Raw genomic sequence first — 25215 nt, 5'->3', positions numbered from 1 at the left:
AAGCTTTCCTTCCGTGGAGCCGTTCGGGTGAGGCCCAGCCTAGGCGCCGAAGGCGGTCTCCCCGCGTGGGGGCCTCGCGCGTGGCCCGGGCAAAGCGTGCGGCCCCCGTCGACGCGTCATGGCGTCGGCGGGGGCCGCACGGAGTGTCTGCTGGGGTCTTTCGTCGGCTAGCGCTTCTTGGCGGCCGCCTTCGGCGTGACGAGGCGGCTGCCCGCCCAGTCCTTGCCCGCGTTGATGCTCTTGGTCTGCGAGAGACCCGCGGTCTGCGCGGCTTCGTTGATGTCGCTCGGCTCGACATAGCCGTCGCGGCCGGTCTTCGGGGTCAGCAGCCAGACAGGGGCACCGTCGTCGACCAGCTGGCTGGCGTCTACCAACGCGTCCGTCAGATCGCCGTCGTCCTCGCGGAACCACAGCACCACCGCGTCAGCGACGTCGTCGTAGTCCTCGTCGACGAGCTCGCTGCCGATGACTTCCTCAATGGACTCGCGGAGCTCCTGGTCGACGTCGTCGTCGAAGCCGATCTCCTGGACCACCTGCTCGGGCTGGAAACCCAGCCTCGCGGCAGGGTTGGTCCGCTCCTCCGCGTGGTCCGCGGTCGCGCTCACGGATTGCCTCCTGATCATGTTTACGAAGTTGTCTGCGGCTTCGCGCGTGCGCGAAGCGTTGGCCGTAGTCCACACGGGCGGGGCGGATCGCGCAAGTACCCGGCCCCCGAGACCGCCGAAACGGTGACGTTCCAGGCGGTGTCACCGCATCTTCCGTCAAGGATCCCCGCAGGCCGGTGATGTATGCCACACCGATCTGCCGGATTTGCCCACCCTGTGGATGACCGTCGTCCACCTCGGCCGAACGGCCTCACGAAACTGGTGAACCACATGAGCGTATCGTTCTGATTTGGCCGCACCCGTCCGGGGAACCCCGGGGAATCACTCCGATTACCTCGCGGTAGAGATGACGATTGCGTTCCCGAGGTACACGATGGGGAGCGGCGCAGCCCCATTGCACCCCAATTGCACATCTCGACCGACAGTGAAGGAACAGCGTGGTTTCCGGATCCGATCGCAATCCGATCATCATTGGCGGCCTCCCCAGCCAGGTCCCGGACTTCGATCCCGAAGAGACCCAGGAATGGCTCGACTCCCTCGACGCCGCCGTCGACGAGCGCGGGCGCGAGCGGGCCCGCTTCCTGATGCTCCGGCTGATCGAGCGCGCCCGCGAGAAGCGCGTGGCCGTGCCCGAGATGCGCAGCACGGACTACATCAACACGATCGCGACCAAGGACGAGCCCTTCTTCCCCGGCAACGAGGAGATCGAGCGCAAAATCCTCAACGCGACCCGCTGGAACGCCGCGGTGATGGTCTCCCGCGCCCAGCGCCCCGGCATCGGGGTCGGCGGCCACATCGCCACCTTCGCCTCCTCCGCCTCGCTCTACGACGTGGGCTTCAACCACTTCTTCCGCGGCAAGGACGACGGCACGGGCGGCGATCAGATCTTCTTCCAGGGCCATGCGTCGCCGGGCATCTACGCCCGCGCTTATCTCCTGGACCGCCTCACCGAGGGCCAGCTCGACTCGTTCCGCCAGGAGAAGTCGAAGGCTCCGTACGGCCTGTCGTCGTACCCGCACCCCCGACTGATGCCGGACTTCTGGGAGTTCCCCACCGTCTCCATGGGCCTCGGCCCGCTGGGCGCGATCTTCCAGGCGCGGATGAACCGCTACATGCAGGCCCGCGACATCGCCGACACCTCCGCGTCGCACGTCTGGGCGTTCCTCGGCGACGGCGAGATGGACGAGCCGGAGTCGCTCGGCCAGCTGTCGATCGCGGCCCGCGAGGGCCTCGACAACCTGACCTTCGTGGTGAACTGCAACCTGCAGCGCCTCGACGGCCCGGTCCGCGGCAACGGCAAGATCATCCAGGAGCTCGAGTCGCAGTTCCGCGGCGCCGGCTGGAACGTCATCAAGCTGGTCTGGGACCGCAGTTGGGACCCGCTGCTCGCGCAGGACCGCGACGGCGTCCTGGTGAACAAGCTGAACACCACGCCCGACGGCCAGTTCCAGACGTATGCCACCGAGCCCGGCTCGTACATTCGCGACCACTTCTTCGGTGGCGACCACCGGCTGCGCGCGATGGTCGAGAACATGACCGACGACCAGATCCTGCACCTGGGGCGCGGCGGGCACGACCACAAGAAGATCTTCGCGGCCTTCCAGGCGGCCAAGGAGCACAAGGGCCAGCCGACGGTCATCCTGGCGCAGACGGTCAAGGGCTGGACCCTCGGCCCCAACTTCGAGGGCCGCAACGCGACCCACCAGATGAAGAAGCTGACGGTCGACGACCTCAAGGGCTTCCGCGACCGTCTGCACCTGCCGATCACCGACAAGCAGCTCGAGGACGGCGCCCCGCCGTATTACCACCCGGGCCACGACTCGGAGGAGATCCAGTACATGCACGACCGCCGGCACGCGCTCGGCGGCTATGTGCCGACCCGCGTCGTGCGGTCCAAGCCGCTTCCGCTCCCCGACGACAAGACGTACGCGAGCGTGAAGAAGGGCTCCGGCCAGCAGTCGATCGCCACCACCATGGCCTTCGTCCGACTGCTCAAGGACCTCATGCGGGACAAGGAGATCGGTCGGCGCTTCGTCCTGATCGCGCCGGACGAGTACCGCACGTTCGGCATGGACTCGTTCTTCCCGAGCGCGAAGATCTACAACCCGCTCGGCCAGCAGTACGAGTCCGTGGACCGCGATCTGCTGCTCGCGTACAAGGAGTCGCCGACGGGCCAGATGCTGCACGACGGCATCTCCGAGGCGGGCTGCACGGCCTCGCTGATCGCCGCGGGATCGGCGTACGCGACGCACGGCGAGCCGCTGATCCCGGTCTACGTCTTCTACTCGATGTTCGGTTTCCAGCGCACCGGCGACCAGTTCTGGCAGATGGCCGACCAGCTGGCGCGCGGTTTCGTGCTGGGGGCGACCGCCGGCCGGACGACCCTGACTGGTGAGGGTCTGCAGCACGCCGACGGCCACTCGCAGCTGCTCGCCTCGACCAACCCGGCCTGCGTCGCCTACGACCCGGCCTTCGGCTTCGAGATCGCGCACATCGTGCAGGACGGTCTGCGACGCATGTACGGCGCCACCGCCGAGCACCCGCACGGCGAGGACATCTTCTACTACCTCACTGTCTACAACGAGCCGCTGCAGCACCCGGCCGAGCCCGCCGATGTCGACGTGGAGGGCATCCTCAAGGGCATCCACCGCTTCAGCCCGGGCACTTCGGGCACCACCCCGGCGCAGATCCTCGCCTCGGGTGTCGCGGTGCCGTGGGCTCTGGAGGCACAGCAGATCCTCGCCGCGGAGTGGAACGTCAGGGCGGACGTCTGGTCGGCGACCTCCTGGAACGAACTGCGCCGCGAGGCCGTCGAGGTGGAGCGGCACAACCTGCTGCACCCCGACGAGGAGCAGCGCGTCCCCTATGTCACGCGGAAGCTGTCCGGCTCGGAGGGTCCGTTCGTCGCGGTCTCCGACTGGATGCGGTCCGTGCCCGACCAGATCTCCCGCTGGGTGCCGGGCACATACCAGTCGCTCGGCGCGGACGGCTTCGGCTTCGCGGACACGCGCGGCGCGGCCCGTCGTTTCTTCCACATCGACGCCCAGTCGATCGTGGTGGGCGTGCTCACGGAGCTGGCCCGCGAGGGCAAGATCGACCGCTCGGTCCTGAAGCAGGCGATCGACCGCTACCAGCTCCTCGACGTCTCGGCGGCCGACCCCGGCCCGGCGGGCGGCGACGCGTAGGGGCCTGGTCCCGCCTGTCGTAGAGGTTCGAGGTGCGGTGCGGCCACGGGGGCCGCACCGCACCTCGCCTTCTTTCATCTCAGCGCTCCCAGACCTTGAACGCCCGTACCCGGTAAGGGGATTGGGGCGCCCATGTGCCGCTGCCGGGATAGGTCTGAAACTCCCCCGTCTCGGCGCACTCGGCGGACTGGTAGGCCGTGACCGGCCGTCCGGTGCGATTGGCGAGAGCCTGTGCGCTGCCCCCCTCCGGCAGCGCGACGCAGCTCTCGATGTCGATCCCGGACAGCTCGTACGTCTGCCGGTGCCCCTTGAACGCCGGCTTCTCCCACAGGCACAGCTCCCCCGCCGCGCAGTCCCCCGATGTCGGCGGGGCGGCGGCCCCGGCATGGACCGGTGTCAGCAGGACGGCCGCCAGAGCGGCCGCGGCCGTCATCGGCAGCGTCGTACCCATCGCGGCGCGCATCCTCGTACCCATATCGTTCAACCCCCGTGTCGTGCTGGTCACTTGTCTGCACTCTGGACCGGTGGGCGATCAGACGGGAAGAGCTGGCGGATCAGATCACTCGGATAAGCGAAATGCCCCCAGGATTTCCCTGAGGGCATTTCGGGGTGGGTGCGGGGGTGCTTCGGGGGTGGTCTACGGGTTTCCCCCGAGGGGGCCCGATGAGCGCATCCCCTGAGGCGCTAGATGTGTGCGGCCCCCGCGCCCGCCTCAGCGTTCGTTCCCCGCTTGGTCAGGAGCGCGACGAAGATCGCCACGACGGCGACGCCCGCGGCGACCAGGCAGGCCAGGCTCATGCCGGAGATGAAGGTGTCGTGCGCGACCGAGGTGATCTTCTCGGCAAGCTCGGGCGGGGTGCCCTTCGGGACGGGGCCCACACCGACCTGGACCGCCTCGGACGCCTGGTCCAGCTGGGCGGGCGTGAGCGGCGGAAGCTTGGCGTCGGTCCAGTTGCCCGCGAGGTCGTTGTCCACCTTCGAGGCCATCACGGCGCCGAGCACGGCGGTGCCGAGGCTTCCTCCGATCTGCATGGCGGCCTGCTGGAGGCCGCCCGCGACGCCGGAGAGCTCCATCGGGGCGTTGCCCACGATGACCTCGGTGGCGCCCACCATGACGGGAGCGAGGCCCAGGCCGAGGAGGGCGAACCACAGCGACATGGAGCCGCTGCCCGTGCCCGACTCCAGCGTGGACATGCCGTACATGGCCACGGCGGTGAGCAGCATGCCGCCCGCGAGCGGGATGCGCGGACCCACCTTCGTGATCATCGCGCCCGCCAGCGGCGAGCCCACGATCATCATTCCGGTCAGCGGCAGGAGGTGCAGACCGGAGTCGACGGGGCTCATGCCGTGCACGTTCTGCAAGTAGAAGGTGACGAAGAAGAGGCCGCCCATGAAGGCGATGGCCATGAGCACCATCAGGACCACGCCGGCAGACAGCGGCACCGAGCGGAACAGGGCCAGCGGGATCAGCGGCTCCTTGACGCGCGTCTCCCAGATCGCGAAGAGCGCGAAGCACAGCACGGAGGCCGCCAGGAACGTCCAGGTCAGGCCGTCGCCCCAGCCCCACGCCGGGGCCTTGATGAGCGCCCAGACCAGGCTGAACATCGCGGCGGAGAGCAGCACGATGCCGAGGATGTCGAAGGATCGCGGCGCGTTCTCTGCGCGGTGGTCCTTGAGGATCAGGAGCCCGAGAACTAGGGCGATGACGCCGACGGGGACGTTGATGAAGAAGACGGACTGCCAGCTGACGTGCTGGACGAGCAGCCCACCGAGGATCGGGCCGCCCGCGGTCGACGCGCCGATCACCATGCCCCAGATGCCGATCGCCATGTTCAGCTTCTCGGCGGGGAAGGTGGCCCGCAGGAGGCCGAGCGCGGCCGGCATGAGGAGCGCGCCGAACAGGCCCTGGAACACCCGGAAGGTGACCACCAGGGCGATGCTGTCCGACAGGCCGATGGCCCCCGAGGCCGCGGCGAACCCGATGACGCCGATGAGGAACGTCTGCCGGTGACCGAACCGGTCGCCGAGCTTGCCCGCGGTGATCAGCGTGACCGCGAGGGCGAGGAAGTAGCCGTTGGTGATCCACTGGACGTCGGCGAAGCTGGCGCCGAGGTCCTTCTGGATGGCCGGGTTGGCGATAGCCACGATGGTGCCGTCGAGGGCGACCATCATCACGCCGATCGCGACGGAGAACAGCGTCAGCCAGGGGTGGCCGCGAAGCCCCTTGGCCGGGGCCGGAACGGACACGGGCTCCGGAGCCTTGTCCGCCTTGTCGACGGTGGTCTGACTAGTCATGCGTTCGAGGCTAATGACAGCGACTGACAGTTGACAAACCAATTCACAAGTCGGTAACTGTCACGTTGCTCACAGGTAAGCTGAGCTGGGCAAACAGGCGTAAAGAGGGGCACGAGTGAAGACGCAGGAAGCGCGTTCAGGGCTGCGGGAACGCAAGAAGCAGCGCACCCGCGAGGCCCTGCTGCGCTCCGCGCTGGAACTCTTCACCACAAAGGGGTACGACCACACGACGGTTGACGAAATCGCGGAGGCTGTCGACGTCTCGCAGCGCACCTTCTTCCGGTACTTCACCAGCAAGGAGGAGACCGCGTTCGCGGTCCAGGACATGGTGGAGTCCCGCTTCATCACCCTCCTGCGCGAACGCCCCGCGACCGACAGCCCGTTCGAGGCCCTGCGTGGTGCCGTGCTCGACGCCTGGGACACCCTCGGCGAGCCCATCGAGGAGGTCGTTCCGGTCGAACTCCACATGCGCACCTACCAGATGATCGAATCAACCCCCTCCCTGATCGCCGTCCACCTGCGCCGTTCCACAGAGCTGGAGGAGGAGATCTCGCGCGTGATCGCCGAGCGCGAGGGCCTCGACGTGGAGTCGGACCTTCGCCCCCGCGTGACAGTGGCCGCGTTCAGTGGCGTGATGCGCATGGCCGGGCGACTGTGGGGCGCCGGCGAGGACATCAGCGTCGAGTCGATCCGCGAGGTCACGGAGTCCTATCTCGACCAGCTGGGGCCGGTGTTGGCGGGGAAGTGGCGCACAGAGTGACCGACCGTGCACTCCCGCGCACGAAGAACGCAATCGGCGCCTACAGAGTGTGACGACACCACCCAAGCTAGGCCCGTTTTGCGCTAATTGCCCCGCCGGAAACGTGATCTGCCTCACCGATTTCGCGGGTTGGTCCGCGGTTCTCCTAGGGTGTCCCGCAGTGACTTCCTTCGACTCGTCCCCGCAACTCAGCGTCTGGCGCGCTCTGCTCGCACTGGCCGTCGTGTTCGTCATGCTGGCGACCACCGGCTGGACCGCCGTGCGCCACAAGGGCGTCACCTCACCGGTCACCGCCGCCATCACGGCGTGGGAGCACGGCCACCTCAACGGGCGCGCCCTGCCGGACCCGGACGGCTCGCCCGCCCGCCTCGCGCAGTTCTTCGCCTCACTCACGAGCCAACAGCGCACCAGGCTCGCCACCCACTACCCGCTCGCCGTCGGCAACATGAACGGCGCGCCGGTGGAGCTGCGCTACCGCGCCAACCGCATCGCCCTCGACCAGGCACGCAAGGTGGCGCGGAAGAGCACGCACGACAACCGGCTCTCCGCTGCGGGACAGCACGACGCCGGCCAGCGCATGAACCGGTACGCGTCGCTGATGCGCCCCGACCGCAAGATCCTCGCCTTCGATCCCCTGGGCACCGGCCGCGTCGCCGAGGTCTTCGGGGACCTCGACAAGGCCCAGCGCGTCTCGGTCGTGGTCCCCGGCGTCGACACCAACCTCCTCACGTTCCAGCGGACCGTCCGCAAGTACTCGGCGCCGGTCGGCATGGCCCACTCCCTGTACCGCGCGGAGCGCGCCGCCGGACCCGGCACACGCACCGCCGTGATCGCCTGGGCCGACTACACGACGCCCGCGGGCCTCGGCGTCGACGCGGCCACCGCGATGCGCGCGAAGGAGGGCGCCACCCGGCTCAACGCCCTGGTACGCGCACTGCCGGGCCGCACTCCGGTGGCCCTGTACTGCCACAGTTACGGCTCCGTGGTGTGCGGTGTCGCCGCCCACAAGCTGCCCTCCCGGGTGAGCGACATAGCGGTGGCCGGCAGCCCCGGAATGCGCGCCGAGAAGGCCGCGAAACTGGGCACCCACGCGCGTGTGTGGGCGATGCGGGACAGCGACGACTGGATCCAGGACGTGCCGTACCTGGAGGTCGGCGGGATCGGTCACGGCGCCGACCCCGTCTCCCGTGGATTCGGCGCCCGGGTCCTGTCGGCAGCGGGCGCGCGCGGGCACACCGGCTATTTCGAGCCGGGGACGGAGAGCCTCAGCAACTTCGCCGACATCGGCATCGGTTCGTACCGCACCCTGCGGTGTGCGAGCGGGCATGACACCTGTCGTGACGGATCTTCCGGCACAACATCGGCCTGACGCGCGTAGAAATCGGTGAAACAGGGGCACGACGCAACAGGGGACGGAGGCGCGCGTGCCGCATACGATGAGCCGCATGGGTGACGTACTGGCCGGATTTCATGCCGCCTGGGAGTTCGGGTCCGACTCCGTGCTCATCCGCTTCGAACGGGGAATCCGCACGCCGAAGCTGCTCCAAGCACTCGGTGAGCGCCGCATCCCCTATGAGGCGATCGCGGCGGTGACGCTCACTCACGGCAAGCGCGGGACCGTCATCCTGCGCGCCGTGCCGAGACCGGGCGCCGATCCGCTGATGGACGCGGCCGCGGGACAGCTCAAGGAGGGGTGCGACCCCTACCGGCTCGTCCTGCCCGCCGAGCGCGAGACACTCGCCGAGTACTACGCGGACGAACTGCGCGACGTGCTGGCCCTGGACGACGGCGCACCGGCTGGCCGCTACCTGGTGGCGGCGCCCGAGGCGCCACTGCACTTCAAGGCCTACGACGGCAAGGCCTCTTTCGACGGTAAGTCCGTGGCGTTCCGATGGTTCTGGACCGGGGCGTCGTCCGCGAAGTGGAAGGCCGGCGACAAGAGCTTTCCCGTCTCGGATCTGAGCGGCGTCGATTGGCGTTCGCCCGAGGTCTTCGAGGGCCACCTGCGGCTGTTGCGCCGCGACACGTCCGAGCAGCCCGCTCAGGCCGACCAGGACCCGGCCGCTGTGATCTTCGGTCTCGGGTACGGGCCCGTGCACGAGTCACTGCCCTTCGCCGCGTCCGTCCTCGCGGCCGTAAGGGCCGGCTCGGCCGTGCCCGCGTCCGGCGTCTCCCCTGCCCGGCGTGACCCCGCGGACATCGCCGACCGCATCCGTCACCTGGGCGAGCTGCACGAGGCGGGCCTCGTCACGGACGCCGAGTTCTCCACGAAGAAGGCCGAGCTGCTGGCTGAGTTGTAGGGCGGCCCCGGGGTGCGAGCCCGGCATGGGGGCGAGCGACCCCGGCATTGGGGTGCGGCTCCGGCTCCGGGTGCAGCCCTTGGCGCACGTGACTTCGTCGAGGTTCGGCGTCCGTCGGTCGGCCCCTCATGTCATACCTGGGTACGGGGTCCGGTGAGCTCCTCGGTATGACGGCACCGCGGGTGGTTGTTGCCTACGCTGAGCAGGCCATGAGCCCCACATCGACTGCACCTGACCAGGAGCCCCGCCCGCCGGACGGCAAGGCCGCACCGCCGGGCGGCCCGCGCCGCGTGCTCGCCGCCGTCCTCGGCGGGCTGCGGGCGGCCGGGGCCTCGCTCGCCGTTCCCGCCGGACCGGCCGAGCCTCTGCTCAGCCGCTCGTCGAGCCGCTGGCTGCGGCTGGTCCCCTATGTGCTCGCGCTGGGCTTCGTCGCCACGCTGATCCCGGTCACCACCCAGGTCCTGTCGAACGACTACGGGGTCCCCGGCGGTCTCGCCGGCGCCCTGGGGGTCGCACAGGCCGCTCCTCTGCTGCTCGCCGTCAGCCGGCCGCTGCTCGCGTGGGGCATCGTGATCGTCGCGGACATCGTCGGGGCGATTGTCATCCAGGGATCGGCCTCCCAGCACGCCGCGCCCTGGACCCCCATGGTCATCGTGGGATATCTGGCCCTGTGCTTCGTCCTGTCCCTGCGGGAGGGCAGACGCACGGTCCTGGGGGTCTGGCTGGTCACGGTGGTGTCCGGACTCGTCCTCGACATGTTCCGCCCCTCGGACAGCCAGGCCACGAGCGTGCTGATGATCGTGCTGAGCGGTGGGGTACTGCTGTTCGGGACACTGCTGCGCGAGCGCGGGGAAGCACAGCGCAGACTCGTCGAGCAGGAGACGATCAACGAGGCCGAGCGCTCCCAGCGCACCCTCCTTGAGGAACGGGCGCGTATCGCGCGGGAGTTGCACGACGTCGTGGCTCATCACATGTCGGTCATCACAGTGCAGGCGGACTCCGCGCCGTACCGGCTTCAGGGCCTGACCCCCGAGGCGTGCGAGGAGTTCGGTTCCATAGCGGCGGGCGCCAGGGAGTCGCTCGGTGAGATGCGGCGTCTTCTCGCGGTGCTTCGCAGTGAGGACGCCCCGGGCGGCGAGCGCGCGCCTCAGCCGGGTCTCGGCCGACTTCAGCAACTGGTGGAGGCCACGGTACGGGGCGGTGTCCCGGCGGAGTTGTCGATGCCCGAGCTGGCGCTCGTCGGGGAGCTGACCGATGTGCCGCCCGCGGTGGACCTCTCCGCGTACCGCATCGTGCAGGAGGCCCTGGCCAATGTCGTGCGGCACGCTCCCGGTGCCCGGACTCAGATCTCCGTCTCCAAGGACGAGGACGCCCTGCTGGTGATCGTGGTCAACGGCCCGGCGGGCGAGCACGCTTCACCCGTGGAGACGACCGGCACAGGACACGGTCTCATCGGGATGCATGAGCGCGTACGGTTGGTCGGCGGCACACTCGACGTGGGCCCACTGCCCGGGGGAGGCTTCCGCGTCGCGGCCCGACTCCCGCTGGCCGAACCCGACTCCCCCTCGTCGTAAAGGAATTCGGCACCGCATGACCATCCGCGTGATCATCGTCGACGACCAGGCCATGGTGCGAGCGGGGTTCGCCGCTCTGCTGGCCGCGCAGAGCGACATCGACGTCGTGGGCGAGGCTCCGGACGGCAAGCAGGGTGTCGAGGTCAGCCGGACCACCCATCCGGATGTCGTCCTCATGGACGTGCGGATGCCCGAGATGGACGGGATCGCGGCGACCCGCGCGCTCCTCGACCCTCCGCCGGGCGTGATCCACCGTCCCAAGGTCCTGATGCTGACCACATTCGACGTGGATGACTATGTGTACGAGGCGCTGCGCGCGGGCGCTTCGGGTTTTCTCCTCAAGGACGCACCGCCGGCCGACCTCATCGCGGCGGTGCGTGTGGTGGCCGCCGGAGAGGCGCTGCTCGCCCCGACGGTCACGCGCCGGCTCATCGAGGACATCGCGAGGCAGCGCCCGTCCGGTCGCAGGGACCGCTCGCCGGAGTTGAACTGTCTGACGCCACGCGAGACAGAGGTCCTCGAACTCATCGCCCGGGGCCTGTCCAACCAGGAGATCGCGCAGAAGCTGGTCCTCGCGGAGCAGACCGTGAAGACCCATATCGGCCGTGTGCTCGCGAAGTTGGGGCTGCGGGACCGGGCGCAGGCCGTGATTTTCGCCTACGAGACCGGCCTCGTCACGCCCGGCGACCAGTAGACCCAGGCTCGGTATCACGCGCCGCGCCCAGGTCGGCGCGGGTCTTCCCGGCGCACCCCCTACCTGAGTAGCACCTCCGAATACCCGGGTATCACCCGAGAGTTGGCTCCCCGGTGTGACGTGGAGCCGGGCGTCGTCTTCCTACCTTCCCCTCGTCACGCCACCGGACGGAGGGGAGACGGGCGATGCGCCTGCGCTCATGGAAGCAACGCGGCCGTAGGACACTGGTCGCCGCCGCGCTCACGACGACTGTCGTGGCGGGCACGACGGGCTGGGCCGTCGGCAGCGAGCAGAGCCCCCTCACGGGTCCGCCGCCCGGCGCGGCATCCTGGCGTGCGGATCATGCCCTCGGCGTCGGGCTGCCCGATCCGGCGACCGCGAGGCCGGCCCAGGTGGCGTCGTTCTTCGGCGGGTTGGACGACACCGAGCGGCAGGATCTGGTCGCGCGGCATCCGACCGTGGTCGGCAATCTGGACGGCGTTCCTGCGGATCTTCGCTACGAGGCCAACACCGTTGCGTTGAAAGGCGAGCGTGACCGGGCCGGGGCACGTGCGGAGGACCCTTCGCTCACGTCCCAGGACCACGCGCAGGCTCGCTTCCTCGTCACCCGATACACCGAACTCCTGAAGCCCGGGCGGCAGATACTCGCCTTCGACCCGCGAGGCCGCGGCCAGGTGGCCGAGGTATTCGGAGACTTGGCGAGCGCCGAGCATGTGTCCGTCGTCGTGCCCGGCTCGGACATCGACCTGAGCTCGTTCGACCGGGCCAAGGATCCGTACGGCACCCCTGCGGGGATGGCCCGCTCTCTGTACGAGGCGTCGGGCGGCCGCACGGCGGTCGTGGCGTGGGTGGGATACACGACGCCTGTCGGCCTGGGGCCGGACGCCGCCACCGGCCGGCTCGCCGAGGCGGGCGCGCCGAGGCTGACCCGCTTCGTCCAGGGCCTGACGGCGTCGGGCGTGCCGCGTCCCTCCGTCTTCTGCCACAGCTACGGATCGGTGGTGTGCGGACTCTCCGCCGCCCGACTGCCCGCGTCCGACCTCGTGGTGCTCGGCTCCCCGGGCCTGCGCGCGGACAAGGTGGCCGAACTGCGCACCAAGGCCCGGGTCTGGGCCGCGCGGGACGACAGCGACTGGATCGGCCGCATGCCGAACGTCGAGTTGTTCGGCCTGGGCCACGGCACCGACCCGACCGACCCCTCCTTCGGCGCCCGCCGCATCCCGGCCCACGACGCCGAGGGCCACACCGGCTACTTCGCGCCCGGCACGGACTCGCTGCGCGCTTTCACCCGTATCGCGACTGGAGCGACGTCATGAGTATCGCGACTCTGCGCAGGACCGCGTCCGCCATCGACGCGAAGACACCGGCCCACCGGGACCGGGCGATAGACGGACTGCGCGCACTCGCGCTGCTCGCCGTACCCATGGGCCACTGGCTCCTTGGCGGTTTCTCCCTCGACGGCCAGGGCGCGCTGCACAACACGAGCCCGCTGTCCTCCTTCGGAGTCCTCGCCCCGATCAGCTGGGGGCTGCAGATGCTCGGCATCTTCTTCCTGGTAGGGGGCTACGCATCCGCTCTGTCGTACCGGCGGACACTGGAGGCGGGCGGGTCGACGAGCGCCTGGCTGCGCGGCCGGCTGGCACGTCTGGGCCGCCCGGTCCTCGGGGTGACGGCGGTATGCGCCGCGCTGATCCCCGCGCTGTACGCGCTCGGGGTGCCGGAGAAGACCCTGCACACGGGCTCGACGCTGGTGATACAGCCGCTGTGGTTCGTGGGCGTCTACACGGTGATCACCGTGCTCACGCCGTACTGCGTACGCGCCGCCCGGAAGCTGGGGGCGTGGGCGGCGGCACCGCTGATCGGATCCGTAGGGGTGATCGACTTCCTGCGCTACGGGCCATACGCGGATGCCATGCCGTCCTGGCTGAGCCTGCTCAACCTGCTCCCCGGCTGGATGTTCGCCTACCAACTGGGCGTCTGCTGGAGCGAGAAGAGGATCGGAAGGCGAGGTGCGTGGGCGCTGCTGATCGGCGGCGCCGCCCTGTTCGCGACGCTGCTCCTCGCGTTCCACTACCCGGAGTCGATGGTGGGAGTGCCGGGCGAGGCGCGGACGAACTCCCATCCGCCGTCTTTGCTGGTGCTCGCGCTTGCGGCCGCGCAGAGCGGTGCGGCGATGCTCCTGCGGGACCGGATCGGCCGGTTGCTGCGGCGGCCCGCCCTGTGGGCGCCGGTCGTCGTCATCAACCTCTCGGCGATGACGATCCTTTGCTGGCACCAGACGGCGCTGCTGACAGCGGCGATACCGGCTTCCTTCGCCGGTGCGATACCCGGGCTGACGACGACTCCGGACTCGCTGGGCTGGATAGCGGCGAGGATCGCGTGGCTTCCGGTCTTCGCCGGGCTGCTCGTGCTGATCGGCAGGTACACGCGGGGCTTCGAGGCTCCCTGGAAGCGGGCGACGCATGCGCGGCGGGCGCTGGCCGGGCTGCTGGCCGCGGGATTCGCGGTGTTCGCGCTGAGGCTCGCGTGAGGTGCCGGCCGGCCGCCACCGGGGCAGGAGATGCCCACGGCGGCGGACCGGGCAGGTGGCACCGGGGTGTTACTCGCGCCCCGCCGAGGTGAAGGTCATGTCGGCGTAGCGGTCGCCCGCGACCTGGGAGGCGATAGGAGCGATCAGGGCGAGTTCGGCGTCGGTGAGGGTGATGCGGGTGGCCGCGGCGTTCTCCTCGATGCGGCTGCGCTTGCGGGTGCCGGGGATCGGCACGACGGGGAGTCCGAAGGCCCCCGACTGCTGCTGCACCCAGGCCAGGGCGATCTGGCCGAGGGAGGCGCCATGGGCCTCGGCGACCTGGCGCACCGGCGCGAGCAGGGCCGCGTTGGCGGCGGCGTTGTCGCCGGTGAAGCGGGGCTGCTGGCGGCGGAAGTCGTCCGCGCCGAGCTCCTTGTCGGCGCTGACGAAGGAGCCGGTGAGGAAGCCGCGCCCGAGCGGCGAGTACGGCACGAGGGCCACACCCAGTTCGGCGGCGGTCGGCACGACCTCCTTCTCGATGTCGCGGCTGAACAGCGACCACTCGGACTGGAGGGCGGCGATCCGGTGCACGGCCTGGGCGGCGCGCAGTTCGCCGCTGGTGACCTCGCTGAGGCCGAGGTGCTTGACCTTGCCGGCGGCGACGAGTTCGGCCATCACGCCGACGGTCTCCTCGATCGGCACGTTCACATCGCGGCGGTGCATGTAGTAGAGGTCGATCGTGTCGACGCCGAGACGCTGAAGGCTGGCGTCGATGCAGGCGCGGATGTACTCGGGATCGTTGTTGATGACGCGCTTCGTGGGGTCGCTCGGGTCCACGCCCAGGGCGAACTTGGTGGCCAGCACCACCTCGTCACGGTGCGCCTTGAGGAAAGGAGCAAGGAACTTCTCGTTCTCGCCGGCGGCATAGGCGTCGGCGGTGTCGTACAAGGTGACACCGAGTTCCAGGCCCCGCTCCAGGGTGGCCCGCGCCTCGTCGGCGTCCGTCGGACCGTAGGCCCAGCTCATGCCCATGCAGCCGAGACCCTGCACGCCCACCAAGGGCCCGTTGTTTCCCAACTCCACAGTGGAAATCCGCTGCGGCCGCTCCGTGCTACTCATTCGGTTCAGGCCCTCTCCGACGCCCGCCGGGCGCCCGCATAGAAGTCAATCTTGAGGTCGAGTACGGACAAGGTGTCCTGGAGTTCGGCGATCCGGGACAGCACGTCCCTGCGCGTCGATTCGAGGAGCTCGCGGCGCTCCTCGAAGGTGTCCTCACCGACCCGCACGAGTTCGGCGTAGCGCACCATGTGTGCCACGGGCATCCCGGTCAGCCGCAGCTTGCCCACGAAGGCGAGCCAGTCGAGGTCCCGGTTGCTGTAGCGGCGCTGGCCCGTGTGCGAGCGGTCGATGTGGGGCATGAGCCCGATCCGCTCGTACCAGCGCAGCGTGTGGGCGGTCAGTCCGGTGAAGGCCACGACCTCGCTGATCGTGTAGTGGTCCTGGCCCTCCGGGCGCGGGTGAGCGGTGGGGGCCGATGCGCAGACGTCGGCCTTGCTGGGTGCGGGGGTGGTCTCCATCACCGTCATGCCCCCACGCTAGAACGTTGAAGTGCACTCCAAGCAAGCACATTGGGGAGGAATTCCGGACGGCGTCCGTCGATGCGACTCGGCCCGCGCGACGGCCCGGCCCAGCTCGTGGGCGTAGGAAGGTGTCCTCGCGGGGCCCGTTAGGCTCGTGGCCATGCAGAGCCTTGCGATGATCGAGAACTGGCCGGTACCGACCGCCGCCGCAGCCGTCGTCCGCGCGGACGGCACGGTCCTCGGGGCGCACGGTCCGACGGCCCACCGCTTCCCGCTGGCCTCGGTCACCAAGCCGCTCGCCGCCTACGCCGCCCTCGTCGCCTACGAAGAGGGCGCGATCGAGTTCGACGACCCGGCCGGCCCCGAGGGTTCCACGGTGCGCCACCTCCTCGCGCACACCTCCGGGCTCGCCTTCGACGAGCACCGGGCGACGTCGGCGCCCGGTACCCGGCGGCTGTACTCGAATGCGGGGTTCGAGGTGCTCGGCGACCACATCGCGAAGGCGACGGAGATCCCGTTCGCGGAGTATCTGCACCAGGCGGTATGCGAGCCGCTCGGGATGACCTCGACCTCGCTGGAGGGCTCGCCCGCCAAGGACGGGGTGTCGACCGTGGACGACCTGACGCGGTTCGCCGCCGAGGTGCAGGCTCCCCGGCTGCTCGATCCGCGGACCGTCGCCGAGGCGATGACCGTCCAGTATCCGGGCCTCAAGGGCGTGCTGCCGGGGTACGGGTACCAGAACCCGAACGACTGGGGGCTCGGGTTCGAGATCAGGGACTCCAAGTCGCCGCACTGGACGGGCAGTTCGTCGTCGCCGCGGACGTTCGGGCACTTCGGACAGTCGGGCACTTTCCTCTGGGTCGACCCCGACGCGGGTGTCGCGTGTGTGGCGCTGACCGATCGGGCCTTCGGGCCGTGGGCGGCCGAGGTGTGGCCGCCCTTCACGGACGCGGTGCTCGCCGAGGTGTGAGGGGTCGGTCTTGAGCGGTCACGTGTGAGGGGCGCGCGGCCGTTCGCAAGGGAGGCCTCAGCGGGCGGCCATCTCCCACAGCAGCAGTTCCGCCGGTCCTGACGCCACGGCTTCGAGGCCGGATTCCTCGGCGATCCTGGCCGAGTCGCCCGCCCCCAACTCCTCACCGCCGAGCAACACTTCACCGCGGACGACATGAACGTACACCTGGGCCGCGTCCGGGACGGCGGCGCGCTCCCCTGGTCCGAGGCGGCGCACATGCAGGAGGGAGCCGGCTTCGGGCACGTCGTAGGGCGTGGAGTCGGCGATGCCGTGCACGACCTCGTAGACCGGGTCGCCGCCCGGTTCCACAGGAGCGAGCCACATCTGAACGAAGACGAGCGGGTCGGGGCCGTCATTGCGCTCGACATGACGCACTCCGCCGCCCGCGCTGAGGCGCTGCACATCGCCCGGGACAACCACGGACTCGTGCCCCGTCGAATCGCGGTGGGTGAGCCGGCCCGAGACGACCCAGGTGACGATCTCGGTGTGGCTGTGCGGATGCTCGTCGAAGCCCGCGCCCGGCGCGAGGCGTTCCTCGTTGCAGGCCAGGATCGATCCGAAGCGCAGGTTGTCGGGGTCGTAGTGGGGCCCGAAGGAGAAGGCGTGGAACGACTCGATTCCGGCGTCCGGCTCGCCGCCGGGGTACCGGTCGCCGGAGCGACGTACTTCCATCACGCCGTACACGGTAGACCCGGACGGGGACGTCCACGCGGCCACCTTGCACCCTCCACTCCGCTGAGCCGTCCCGATAAGGCAGTCTTGTCCCCGTGCCCGAACCCTCAGCGAACGAAGCCCCGGACCATCGCGACCGCCATGCGAACCCCCACCCGCACTCCGCGACCCTGAAGCGCCTGGAGAAGTCGTCCGGGAGCCTCGCCGCGCAGGCCATTACGCGCATGGACGAGACGCTGCCGTGGTACCGGGCGATGCCACCGGAGAACCGCTCCTGGATCGGGCTGGTCGCGCAGGCAGGTATCGCGGCCTTCACCGAGTGGTTCCGGCACCCGGACACCCCCCAGGCGATCTCGACCGACGTCTTCGGCACCGCGCCTCGCGAGCTGACCCGAGCCATCACGCTGCGCCAGACCGTGGAGATGGTCCGCACGACCATCGAGGTCATGGAGTCCGCGATCGACGAGGTCGCGGCGCCGGGCGACGAGTCGATCCTGCGTGAGGCACTGCTCGTCTACGCACGGGAGATCGCCTTCGCGACCGCCCAGGTCTACGCGCAGGCGGCCGAGGCGCGCGGTGCGTGGGACGCCCGGCTCGAGTCCCTGGTGGTCAACGCGGTTCTCTCGGGCGAGGCCGACGAGGGTGCCGTCAGCAGGGCCGCGGCGCTCGGGTGGAACTCGCCGGAGCACGTGTGCGTGGTGCTCGGCACCGCCCCCGACGGGGACAGCGAGCTGACCGTCGAGGCGATCCGCCGGGCCGCCCGGCACGCCAAGCTCCAGGTCCTGACCGGGGTACTCGGCGACCGCCTCGTCGTCATCGCCGGCGGCAACAACAATCCGCTCCAGGTCGCGAAGTCGCTGATCGGCCCCTACGCGGCGGGTCCCGTGGTGGCCGGCCCCGTGGTTCCCGACCTGCTCGCCGCGACCAGGTCGGCGCAGGCCGCGGCCGCCGGACTCAAGGCGTGCGGGGCGTGGCAGGACGCTCCGCGCCCCGTTCTGGCGGATGATCTCCTTCCGGAGCGGGCGATCGCGAGCGACCCTGCCGCGCGCGAGCAGTTGGTGGAGGAGATCTACAGACCACTCGAGGAGGCCGGTTCGGCTCTCCTGGAGACGCTCAGCGTCTATCTGGAACAGGCGAGCAGTCTCGAAGGGGCGGCCCGGATGCTCTTCGTCCATCCGAACACCGTCCGCTACCGGCTCCGACGTGTGACAGACGTCACCGGCTGGTCACCCTCGGACGTCAGGTCGGCGTTCACGCTGCGGATCGCGCTGATCCTGGGGCGCCTGGCCGACGCGGATCCTCAGTCATAGCCTTTTGTCGGGGGCCTACAATTCCCCCTTCGGTTCTTCGTCCCTGTCCCCACGGGCGGCCGTGGCCGTCCACAAGAGAGAGTGTGAGAGTGCTCGTACTCGTCGCTCCCGGCCAAGGCGCTCAGACGCCCGGCTTCCTGACTCCCTGGCTAGACCTCCCCGGTGCCGCAGACCGCGTCGCCGCGTGGTCGGACGCCATCGGGCTCGACCTTGCCCACTACGGCACGCAGGCCGACGCGGACGCGATCCGTGACACGGCCGTCGCTCAGCCTCTGCTCGTCGCGGCCGGACTCCTGTCGGCCGCGGCACTTGGCGACATCGCTCCTGACGCCGTCGCGGGCCACAGCGTCGGCGAGATCACCGCGGCGGCCTTCGCCGGGGTTCTCGACGACACCGCCGCCCTCCAGCTCGTGCGCAAGCGCGGCCTGGCCATGGCCGAGGCGGCCGCCGTGACCAAGACCGGTATGTCCGCCCTGCTCGGCGGCGACCCGGAGGTCACCACCGCGCACCTGGAGAAGCTGGGCCTGACCCCGGCGAATGTGAACGGCGCGGGCCAGATCGTGGCCGCGGGCACCCTCGAGGAGCTCGCCGCGCTCGAGGCCGACAAGCCCGAGGGCGTACGCCGGGTCGTGCCGCTGACGGTGGCCGGCGCGTTCCACACCCGCCACATGGCTCCCGCGGTGGCGACGCTGGAAGAGGCCGCCCAGGCCCTCACCCCGGCCGACCCCACGGTCGCGTACGTGTCGAACAAGGACGGCCGGACGGTCGCCACCGGTGCCGAGGTCGTCTCGCGTCTGGTCGGCCAGGTGGCCAACCCGGTGCGCTGGGACCTGTGCATGGAGACCTTCAAGGAGCTCGGCGTGACCGCGCTCGTCGAGGTGTGCCCGGGCGGCACCCTCACCGGTCTCGCCAAGCGCGCCCTGCCGGGCGTGCAGACCCTCGCCCTCAAGACCCCCGACGACCTCGACGCAGCCCGCGCCCTGATCGCCGAGCACACCTCCGCCGCGGCGGACACGCAGACGGCCTGACAAGGAGCCCCGAGAGCATGTCGAAGATCAAGCCCAGTCAGGGCGCCCCGTACGCGCGCATCATGGGCGTCGGCGGTTACCGGCCGACGCGGGTCGTGCCGAACGAGGTGATCCTCGAGAAGATCGACTCGTCCGACGAGTGGATCCGCTCCCGTTCGGGCATCGCGACGCGCCACTGGGCCTCCGACGCGGAGACCGTGGCCGCGATGTCGATCGAGGCTTCCGGCAAGGCCATCGCGGACGCGGGGATCAGCGCGGAGCGGATCGGCGCCGTGGTCGTGTCGACCGTGTCGCACTTCAAGCAGACCCCGGCCATCGCGACCGAGATCGCGGACAAGCTCGGCACCGCCAAGGCTGCCGCGTTCGACATCTCCGCCGGGTGCGCGGGCTTCGGCTACGGCCTGACCCTCGCCAAGGGCATGATCGTCGAGGGCAGCGCCGAGTACGTGCTGGTGATCGGCGTGGAGCGGCTGAGCGACCTGACCGACCTGGAGGACCGCGCGACGGCCTTCCTGTTCGGTGACGGCGCCGGCGCCGTCGTCGTGGGCCCCTCGCAGGAGCCGCACATCGGTCCCACCGTCTGGGGTTCCGAGGGCGACAAGTCCGAGACGATCAAGCAGACCGTGCCGTGGGACGAGTTCCGCGTCGGCGATGTGTCGAAGCTGCCGCTCGACAGCAAGGGCGACATCAAGTTCCCTGCGATCACGCAGGAGGGCCAGGCGGTGTTCCGCTGGGCCGTGTTCGAGATGGCGAAGGTTGCCCAGCAGGCGCTGGACGCGGCCGGGATCAGCGCGGACGACCTGGACGTCTTCATTCCGCACCAGGCAAACATGCGGATCATCGACTCGATGGTGAAGACTCTGAAACTGCCGGAGCACGTCACGGTCGCCCGTGACATCGAGACCACCGGCAACACCTCGGCCGCCTCGATTCCGCTCGCGATGGAGCGGCTTCTGGCGACCGGGAAGGCGAAGAGCGGCGACACCGCCCTCGTCATCGGCTTCGGGGCGGGTCTCGTCTACGCCGCCACGGTCGTTACCCTCCCCTAGGCAGACCGTCCCGGATCACTCCGGGCACAAACGCCGCCACACCCTCTGGATACGTAAGAAGGAGCGCCAACATGGCCGCCACTCAGGAAGAGATCGTCGCCGGTCTCGCGGAGATCGTGAACGAGATCGCCGGCATCCCGGTCGAGGACGTCCAGCTGGACAAGTCCTTCACCGACGACCTGGACGTCGACTCGCTGTCCATGGTCGAGGTCGTCGTCGCCGCCGAAGAGCGCTTCGACGTCAAGATCCCGGACGACGACGTCAAGAACCTCAAGACCGTCGGTGACGCCACCGACTACATCGTCAAGCACCAGGCCTGATCAACCGCTCGCCTAGTGCTGCCGCTCCGCCACCCGGCGGTGGCGCCGCTGAATCCCTCGCATCCGTTGGAGAAAGAATTCCTGTGAGCCCGACCAATCGCACCGTGGTCGTCACCGGTATCGGCGCAACCACACCGCTGGGTGGCGACGCGACGTCCACCTGGGAGGGTCTGGTCGCCGGTCGTTCCGGTGTCCGTCCCCTCGAACAGGAGTGGGCCGCCGACCAGGCGGTCCGTATCGCGGCGCAGATCGCCGTGGAACCGAGCGAGGTCATCCCGCGCCCGCAGGCCCGCCGCCTGGACCGCTCGGCGCAGTTCGCGCTGATCGCGGCCAAGGAGGCCTGGGCCGACGCCGGTTACACCGACAAGGCCGGTGAGGACCCCGCCGTCGCCCCCGACCGGCTCGGCGCGGTCATCGCCTCCGGCATCGGCGGCGTGACGACGCTCCTCGACCAGTACGACGTGCTGAAGGAGAAGGGCGTACGCCGCGTCTCCCCGCACACCGTCCCGATGCTCATGCCGAACGGCCCCTCGGCCAACGTGGGCCTGGCCGTGAACGCCCGCGCGGGTGTGCACACCCCGGTCTCCGCCTGCGCGTCCGGCGCCGAGGCCATCGGCTACGCGATCGAGATGATCCGCACGGGCCGTGCGGACGTCGTGGTCGCCGGTGGCACCGAGGCGGCCATCCACCCGCTGCCCATCGCCGCCTTCGGCAACATGATGGCGATGTCCAAGAACAACGACGACCCGCAGGGCGCCTCGCGTCCCTACGACGTCGGCCGGGACGGCTTCGTCCTCGGTGAGGGCGCCGGTGTCCTGATCCTCGAGTCCGCCGAGCACGCCGCCAAGCGCGGTGCCCGCGTCTACGCGGAGGCGGTCGGCCAGGGCATCTCCGCCGACAGCCACGACATCGTCCAGCCGGAGCCGGGCGGCCGCGGCATCTCGCAGGCCCTGCGGAACCTGCTCGACAACACCGACCTGGACCCGGCCGAGATCGTGCACGTGAACGCGCACGCGACCTCGACGCCGGCCGGTGACGTGGCCGAGCTCAAGGCGCTGCGCAAGGTCTTCGGCGACGACACCGACCACATGGCGGTCTCCGCCACCAAGTCGATGACGGGCCACCTCCTCGGCGGCGCCGGCGGTATCGAGTCGGTCGCGTCGGTGCTCGCCCTGTACCACCGGGTGGCTCCGCCGACGATCAACGTCGAGAACCTCGACCCGGAGGCGGAGGCTGCCGCCGACATCGTCCGCGGTGAGGCCCGCAAGCTGCCCGTCGAGGGCCGCATCGCCGCGCTGAACGACTCGTTCGGCTTCGGCGGACACAACGTCGTGCTGGCGTTCCGCTCGGTCTGACCCCCGCGTACTCGTACGTAGCCGAAGGGGCCCCCACCGTGATGGTGGGGGCCCCTTCGGCTACTGCGCAGCACTACCGTTCAGAACGCCTGCAGAAAGCCTGCGGAGCGCCTCACACCACCTGGTGCAGCCACCGCACCGGGGCGCCCTCGCCCGCGTAGCGGAAGGGTTCCAGTTCGTCGTCCCAGGGCTTGCCGAGGAGCTTGGCGAGTTCGGCTTCCAGGTCCGTCTCGCCGCCCTTGGAACGGGTGAGCGCGGCGCGCAGCCGGTCCTCGGGGATGAGGATGTCGCCGTGGATTCCGGTGACGGCGTGGAAGATGCCCAGTTCGGGCGTGGCGCTGTAGCGCTCGCCCTCGGCCGTCGCGCAGGGTTCCGCGGTCACCTCGAAGCGGAGGAGCTGCCAGCCGCGCAGCGCGGACGCCAGTTTGGAGGCGGTGCCCGCCTCACCGCGCCAGGAGAACTCGGATCTCCAGGTGCCCGGCGCCGCCGGCTGCCGGATCCAGTCGAGGTTGATACGCGCGCCGAGCACGCCCGCGACTGCCCATTCGACGTGCGGGCACAGCGCGCGCGGTGCGGAGTGCACGTACAGGACTCCACGTGTCGTCACCGGGACCTCCAGTGTGGGACGAGGTTCGCCTTCCCCGGCGGCCTCGCGCCCGTGCCGAGCATTTTTCCCCAAAGACCAGTTGAACCAGGGGAACCAGGAAAAAAGGGACAGATGTGACGTGATGTAATTTAGCGGAAGCTGTATTGCGGGGTTTCACTGGGTCGGCCGACCGTCCTGTCGCTGCCGTGACAGCAGTGGCCGGGCCGCCACGGGGCGAGGCTACCGTGTGGCGGCGCAAGGAGTGTGACGTACCGTCGGTCCCGGCGCCCTCAAACGCCGACGTTTCACCCGCGGGGACTCAACCGCGGCAGGGTGCGCGGCGTCACGTTCGACGACAGAGGCGCCGGCGGCGGCCAGAAGCGGTGAGAGAGGACAACGGGATGCGGATCCGAAGCCACCGGTCAGCTGCCGTCCGGGCCGCTGTCGCCGGTGTGACGGCGGTTCTGCTCGGTGCCGCGGGCCTCGCCGCATGCGACGCGATCGGCGACAACTCCCCAGAGCCGAAGGGCAGTACGGCGGGTACGAAGCCGTCCCCGAAGCCCACCCCCAGGTGGGACACGAGCCCGCGCTCCGTTGCCGCCGTGGGCGACTCCATCACGCGGGGCTTCGACGCCTGCTCGGTCCTCGCGGACTGCCCGGAGGTGTCGTGGGCGACCGGTTCCGACACCGGGGTGCGCAGCCTCGCGGTCCGGCTCCTGGGGAAGCACCGGGCGGCCACGCACAGTTGGAATTACGCGCGCACCGGTGCACGGATGGCTGACCTTCCCGCGCAGATGGAGCAGGCGGCCGCGGTGTCGCCGGGCCTGGTGACGGTGATGGCGGGGGCCAACGACGCCTGCCGGCCGACGCCCGCCTCGATGACGCCGGTCGACACGTTCCGCGCCGACTTCGAGGAAGCGATGCGCACGCTGCGGCGCGAGGTGCCCAAGGCGCAGGTGTATGTGTCGAGCGTGCCGGACCTCAAGCGCCTGTGGTCGGCGGGCCGGACGAATCCGCTGGGCAAGCAGGTGTGGAAGCTCGGCATCTGCTCGTCGATGCTGGCCGACCCGGACGACCTCGCGGCAGCGGCGACGCAGCGCCGGGCCTCGGTGCAGGACCGGGTGGTGGCGTACAACGAGGTGCTCGCGGACGTGTGCGCGAAGGATCAGCGGTGCCGGTACGACGGCGGGGCGGTCTTCGACTACCGGTTCGACGGGAAGCAGCTGAGTCACTGGGACTGGTTCCACCCCAGCAAGGACGGCCAGTCGCGGCTCGCGGCGATGGCGTACCGACGGGTGACGGCCACGGAGCCGATCACCTGAACCGGGGGCTCCCCGGCGTAAGGTCTCGATCATGCGCAGCGAACTCTTCGGCACGCTCCCCGACGGCACGCCCGTCCACCGCTGGACTCTCGAACGCGGCGGGGTGCGGGTGCGCGTCCTGACGTACGGCGGAATCGTGCAGTCGGCGGAGGTTCCCGACCGGGGCGGTGCCACGGCGGACGTGGCGCTCGGTTTTCCCTCTCTGGACGGGTACCTCGCCCATCCGGGGCCGTTCCTGGGCGCGCTGGTCGGCCGGTACGCGAACCGGATCGCGGGCGGCCGCTTCCCGCTCGACGGCCGGACCTACCACCTGGCGCAGAACAACGGGACGAACGCGCTGCACGGCGGCGAGCGCGGCTTCGACAAGCGCGTGTGGGACGCGGACCCGCTGGAGCACGGTGTACGGCTGCACCGGGTGAGCCCGCACGGCGAGGAGGGCTTCCCGGGGCGCATGGAGGTCTCGGCGACGTACACGCTCGACGAGGGCGGGGCGCTGCGGATCGCGTACGAGGCGGTGACCGACGCGCCGACCGTCGTGAACCTGACGAACCACTCGTACTGGAATCTGGGCGGTGCGGGCTCCGGTGACGCGGCGGGCGGGCACGAGGTGCGCATCACGGCCTCGCGGTTCACCGCGGCGGACGGGGATCTGATCCCGACCGGTGAGTTCACCGAGGTGGCGGGGACGGCCTTCGACTTCCGGGAGCCGCGGAAGCCGGGGCTCGGCCACGACCGCAACTATGTCCTCGACAAGGGGGTCACCGAGGTGCCGACGGGGGTCGCCGAGCTGCACGACCCGGCGTCGGGGCGGACGCTGACCGTCGCGACGACCGAGCCGGGGCTCCAGCTGTACACGGGCGACCACTTCGACGAGACGCTGCCGTTCGCGCCCGGCGCCGGGATCGCCCTGGAGACCCAGCACTTCCCGGACTCCCCCAACCGGCCCCAGTTCCCGTCGACGGAACTGAGGCCGGGTCAGGTGTTCCGTTCGGAGACGGTGTACGGGTTCGGCACCCGCGCCTGAACCCTCGGAACCGGAACCCGTACCACCAACACCCC

General features: G+C 70.0%; 23 protein-coding genes. 16 read left to right on the top strand and 7 right to left on the bottom strand.

Annotated features, from left to right (window positions below; translation table 11 throughout):
* Positions 1 to 167: 167 nt before the first annotated feature.
* The gene (locus tag OG698_RS31260) at positions 168 to 605 is read right to left on the bottom strand and encodes a DUF3052 domain-containing protein (protein ID WP_100591937.1); all 438 of its coding nucleotides are present in this window, start codon (positions 603 to 605) and stop codon (positions 168 to 170) included.
* A 437-nt stretch (positions 606 to 1042) separates the two neighbouring features.
* On the opposite strand from OG698_RS31260, the gene aceE reads away from it, so the two are divergent.
* The gene (gene aceE, locus OG698_RS31255) at positions 1043 to 3790 is read left to right on the top strand and encodes a pyruvate dehydrogenase (acetyl-transferring), homodimeric type (protein WP_399980561.1); all 2748 of its coding nucleotides are present in this window, start codon (positions 1043 to 1045) and stop codon (positions 3788 to 3790) included.
* Positions 3791 to 3869: 79 nt separating this feature from the next.
* Here aceE and OG698_RS31250 read toward each other — a convergent pair whose 3' ends face one another.
* Together OG698_RS31250 and OG698_RS31245 are read right to left on the bottom strand one after the other, a co-directional pair.
* Entirely contained in the window at positions 3870 to 4241 is a 372-nt protein-coding gene (locus OG698_RS31250) for a peptidase inhibitor family I36 protein (protein WP_100592554.1), read from the bottom strand.
* A 233-nt stretch (positions 4242 to 4474) separates the two neighbouring features.
* Positions 4475 to 6085 (bottom strand): DHA2 family efflux MFS transporter permease subunit, encoded by a 1611-nt coding sequence (locus tag OG698_RS31245; RefSeq protein WP_406106972.1) that lies wholly within the window; start codon positions 6083 to 6085, stop codon positions 4475 to 4477.
* A 115-nt stretch (positions 6086 to 6200) separates the two neighbouring features.
* Between OG698_RS31245 and OG698_RS31240 the strand changes: the two genes are divergently transcribed.
* The 7 genes from OG698_RS31240 (at position 6201) to OG698_RS31210 (ending at position 13943) form a co-directional block, all read left to right on the top strand.
* On the top strand, positions 6201 to 6845 hold the full coding sequence (locus tag OG698_RS31240; protein WP_406106970.1) for a TetR family transcriptional regulator: 645 nt from the start codon (positions 6201 to 6203) through the stop codon (positions 6843 to 6845).
* 160 nt (positions 6846 to 7005) lie between these two features.
* Positions 7006 to 8214, top strand: a complete 1209-nt coding sequence (locus OG698_RS31235) for an alpha/beta hydrolase family protein (protein ID WP_406106969.1) — start codon at positions 7006 to 7008, stop codon at positions 8212 to 8214.
* Positions 8215 to 8290: 76 nt separating this feature from the next.
* Positions 8291 to 9145: a DUF4429 domain-containing protein gene (locus tag OG698_RS31230; RefSeq protein WP_406106968.1), complete on the top strand. Its 855-nt coding sequence runs from the start codon at positions 8291 to 8293 to the stop codon at positions 9143 to 9145.
* 209 nt (positions 9146 to 9354) lie between these two features.
* Positions 9355 to 10719 carry a sensor histidine kinase gene (locus OG698_RS31225; protein ID WP_406106967.1) on the top strand — a complete coding sequence of 455 codons (1365 nt, stop codon included), beginning with the start codon at positions 9355 to 9357 and terminating at the stop codon, positions 10717 to 10719.
* 16 nt (positions 10720 to 10735) lie between these two features.
* Positions 10736 to 11413 (top strand): response regulator transcription factor, encoded by a 678-nt coding sequence (locus OG698_RS31220; RefSeq protein ID WP_326775912.1) that lies wholly within the window; start codon positions 10736 to 10738, stop codon positions 11411 to 11413.
* 185 nt (positions 11414 to 11598) lie between these two features.
* On the top strand, positions 11599 to 12729 hold the full coding sequence (locus OG698_RS31215) for an alpha/beta hydrolase (protein ID WP_406106965.1): 1131 nt from the start codon (positions 11599 to 11601) through the stop codon (positions 12727 to 12729).
* Entirely contained in the window at positions 12726 to 13943 is a 1218-nt protein-coding gene (locus tag OG698_RS31210; protein ID WP_406106963.1) for an acyltransferase, read from the top strand. Before OG698_RS31215 ends, OG698_RS31210 begins: the two co-directional genes overlap by 4 nt.
* Positions 13944 to 14012: 69 nt before the next feature.
* Here the strand turns inward: OG698_RS31210 and OG698_RS31205 are convergent, their stop codons facing one another.
* Positions 14013 to 15041 carry an aldo/keto reductase gene (locus OG698_RS31205; protein WP_406106962.1) on the bottom strand — a complete coding sequence of 343 codons (1029 nt, stop codon included), beginning with the start codon at positions 15039 to 15041 and terminating at the stop codon, positions 14013 to 14015.
* Positions 15042 to 15046: 5 nt separating this feature from the next.
* Positions 15047 to 15508 carry a MerR family transcriptional regulator gene (locus OG698_RS31200; protein ID WP_383091659.1) on the bottom strand — a complete coding sequence of 154 codons (462 nt, stop codon included), beginning with the start codon at positions 15506 to 15508 and terminating at the stop codon, positions 15047 to 15049.
* A gap of 148 nt (positions 15509 to 15656) precedes the next feature.
* Between OG698_RS31200 and OG698_RS31195 the strand changes: the two genes are divergently transcribed.
* A complete protein-coding gene (locus OG698_RS31195; RefSeq protein WP_406106960.1) occupies positions 15657 to 16472 on the top strand; it encodes a serine hydrolase domain-containing protein in 816 nt (271 codons plus the stop codon).
* Positions 16473 to 16529: 57 nt separating this feature from the next.
* Here OG698_RS31195 and OG698_RS31190 read toward each other — a convergent pair whose 3' ends face one another.
* Positions 16530 to 17186 (bottom strand): pirin family protein, encoded by a 657-nt coding sequence (locus tag OG698_RS31190; protein ID WP_406111391.1) that lies wholly within the window; start codon positions 17184 to 17186, stop codon positions 16530 to 16532.
* Positions 17187 to 17281: 95 nt separating this feature from the next.
* On the opposite strand from OG698_RS31190, the gene OG698_RS31185 reads away from it, so the two are divergent.
* The 5 genes from OG698_RS31185 (at position 17282) to OG698_RS31165 (ending at position 22248) form a co-directional block, all read left to right on the top strand.
* Positions 17282 to 18496, top strand: coding sequence for a PucR family transcriptional regulator (locus OG698_RS31185; RefSeq protein WP_406106959.1), 1215 nt, complete (start codon positions 17282 to 17284; stop codon positions 18494 to 18496).
* Between the two features lie 89 nt (positions 18497 to 18585).
* Positions 18586 to 19524: an ACP S-malonyltransferase gene (locus OG698_RS31180; RefSeq protein ID WP_100591923.1), complete on the top strand. Its 939-nt coding sequence runs from the start codon at positions 18586 to 18588 to the stop codon at positions 19522 to 19524.
* 17 nt (positions 19525 to 19541) lie between these two features.
* Positions 19542 to 20573, top strand: coding sequence for a ketoacyl-ACP synthase III (locus OG698_RS31175; protein ID WP_399979814.1), 1032 nt, complete (start codon positions 19542 to 19544; stop codon positions 20571 to 20573).
* A 71-nt stretch (positions 20574 to 20644) separates the two neighbouring features.
* Complete coding sequence (locus tag OG698_RS31170; RefSeq protein WP_100591921.1) at positions 20645 to 20893, top strand: acyl carrier protein; 249 nt, start codon at positions 20645 to 20647, stop codon at positions 20891 to 20893.
* 83 nt (positions 20894 to 20976) lie between these two features.
* Positions 20977 to 22248: a beta-ketoacyl-[acyl-carrier-protein] synthase family protein gene (locus OG698_RS31165; RefSeq protein WP_399979817.1), complete on the top strand. Its 1272-nt coding sequence runs from the start codon at positions 20977 to 20979 to the stop codon at positions 22246 to 22248.
* A 112-nt stretch (positions 22249 to 22360) separates the two neighbouring features.
* On the opposite strand, the gene OG698_RS31160 is transcribed toward OG698_RS31165, so the two are convergent.
* The gene (locus OG698_RS31160) at positions 22361 to 22855 is read right to left on the bottom strand and encodes a DUF3145 domain-containing protein (protein WP_356272725.1); all 495 of its coding nucleotides are present in this window, start codon (positions 22853 to 22855) and stop codon (positions 22361 to 22363) included.
* A gap of 380 nt (positions 22856 to 23235) precedes the next feature.
* On the opposite strand from OG698_RS31160, the gene OG698_RS31155 reads away from it, so the two are divergent.
* Both OG698_RS31155 and OG698_RS31150 read left to right on the top strand, forming a co-directional pair.
* On the top strand, positions 23236 to 24156 hold the full coding sequence (locus OG698_RS31155) for an SGNH/GDSL hydrolase family protein (protein ID WP_406106957.1): 921 nt from the start codon (positions 23236 to 23238) through the stop codon (positions 24154 to 24156).
* A 31-nt stretch (positions 24157 to 24187) separates the two neighbouring features.
* On the top strand, positions 24188 to 25180 hold the full coding sequence (locus OG698_RS31150; RefSeq protein WP_406106955.1) for an aldose epimerase family protein: 993 nt from the start codon (positions 24188 to 24190) through the stop codon (positions 25178 to 25180).
* Positions 25181 to 25215: the final 35 nt, after the last annotated feature.

Origin of the sequence: Streptomyces sp. NBC_01003, from assembly GCF_045162695.1 — a bacterium.
Lineage (GTDB): Bacteria > Actinomycetota > Actinomycetes > Streptomycetales > Streptomycetaceae > Streptomyces.
Note: the sequence above shows the minus strand (reverse complement) of the source record. Positions and strands in the feature narration are given on the sequence as shown.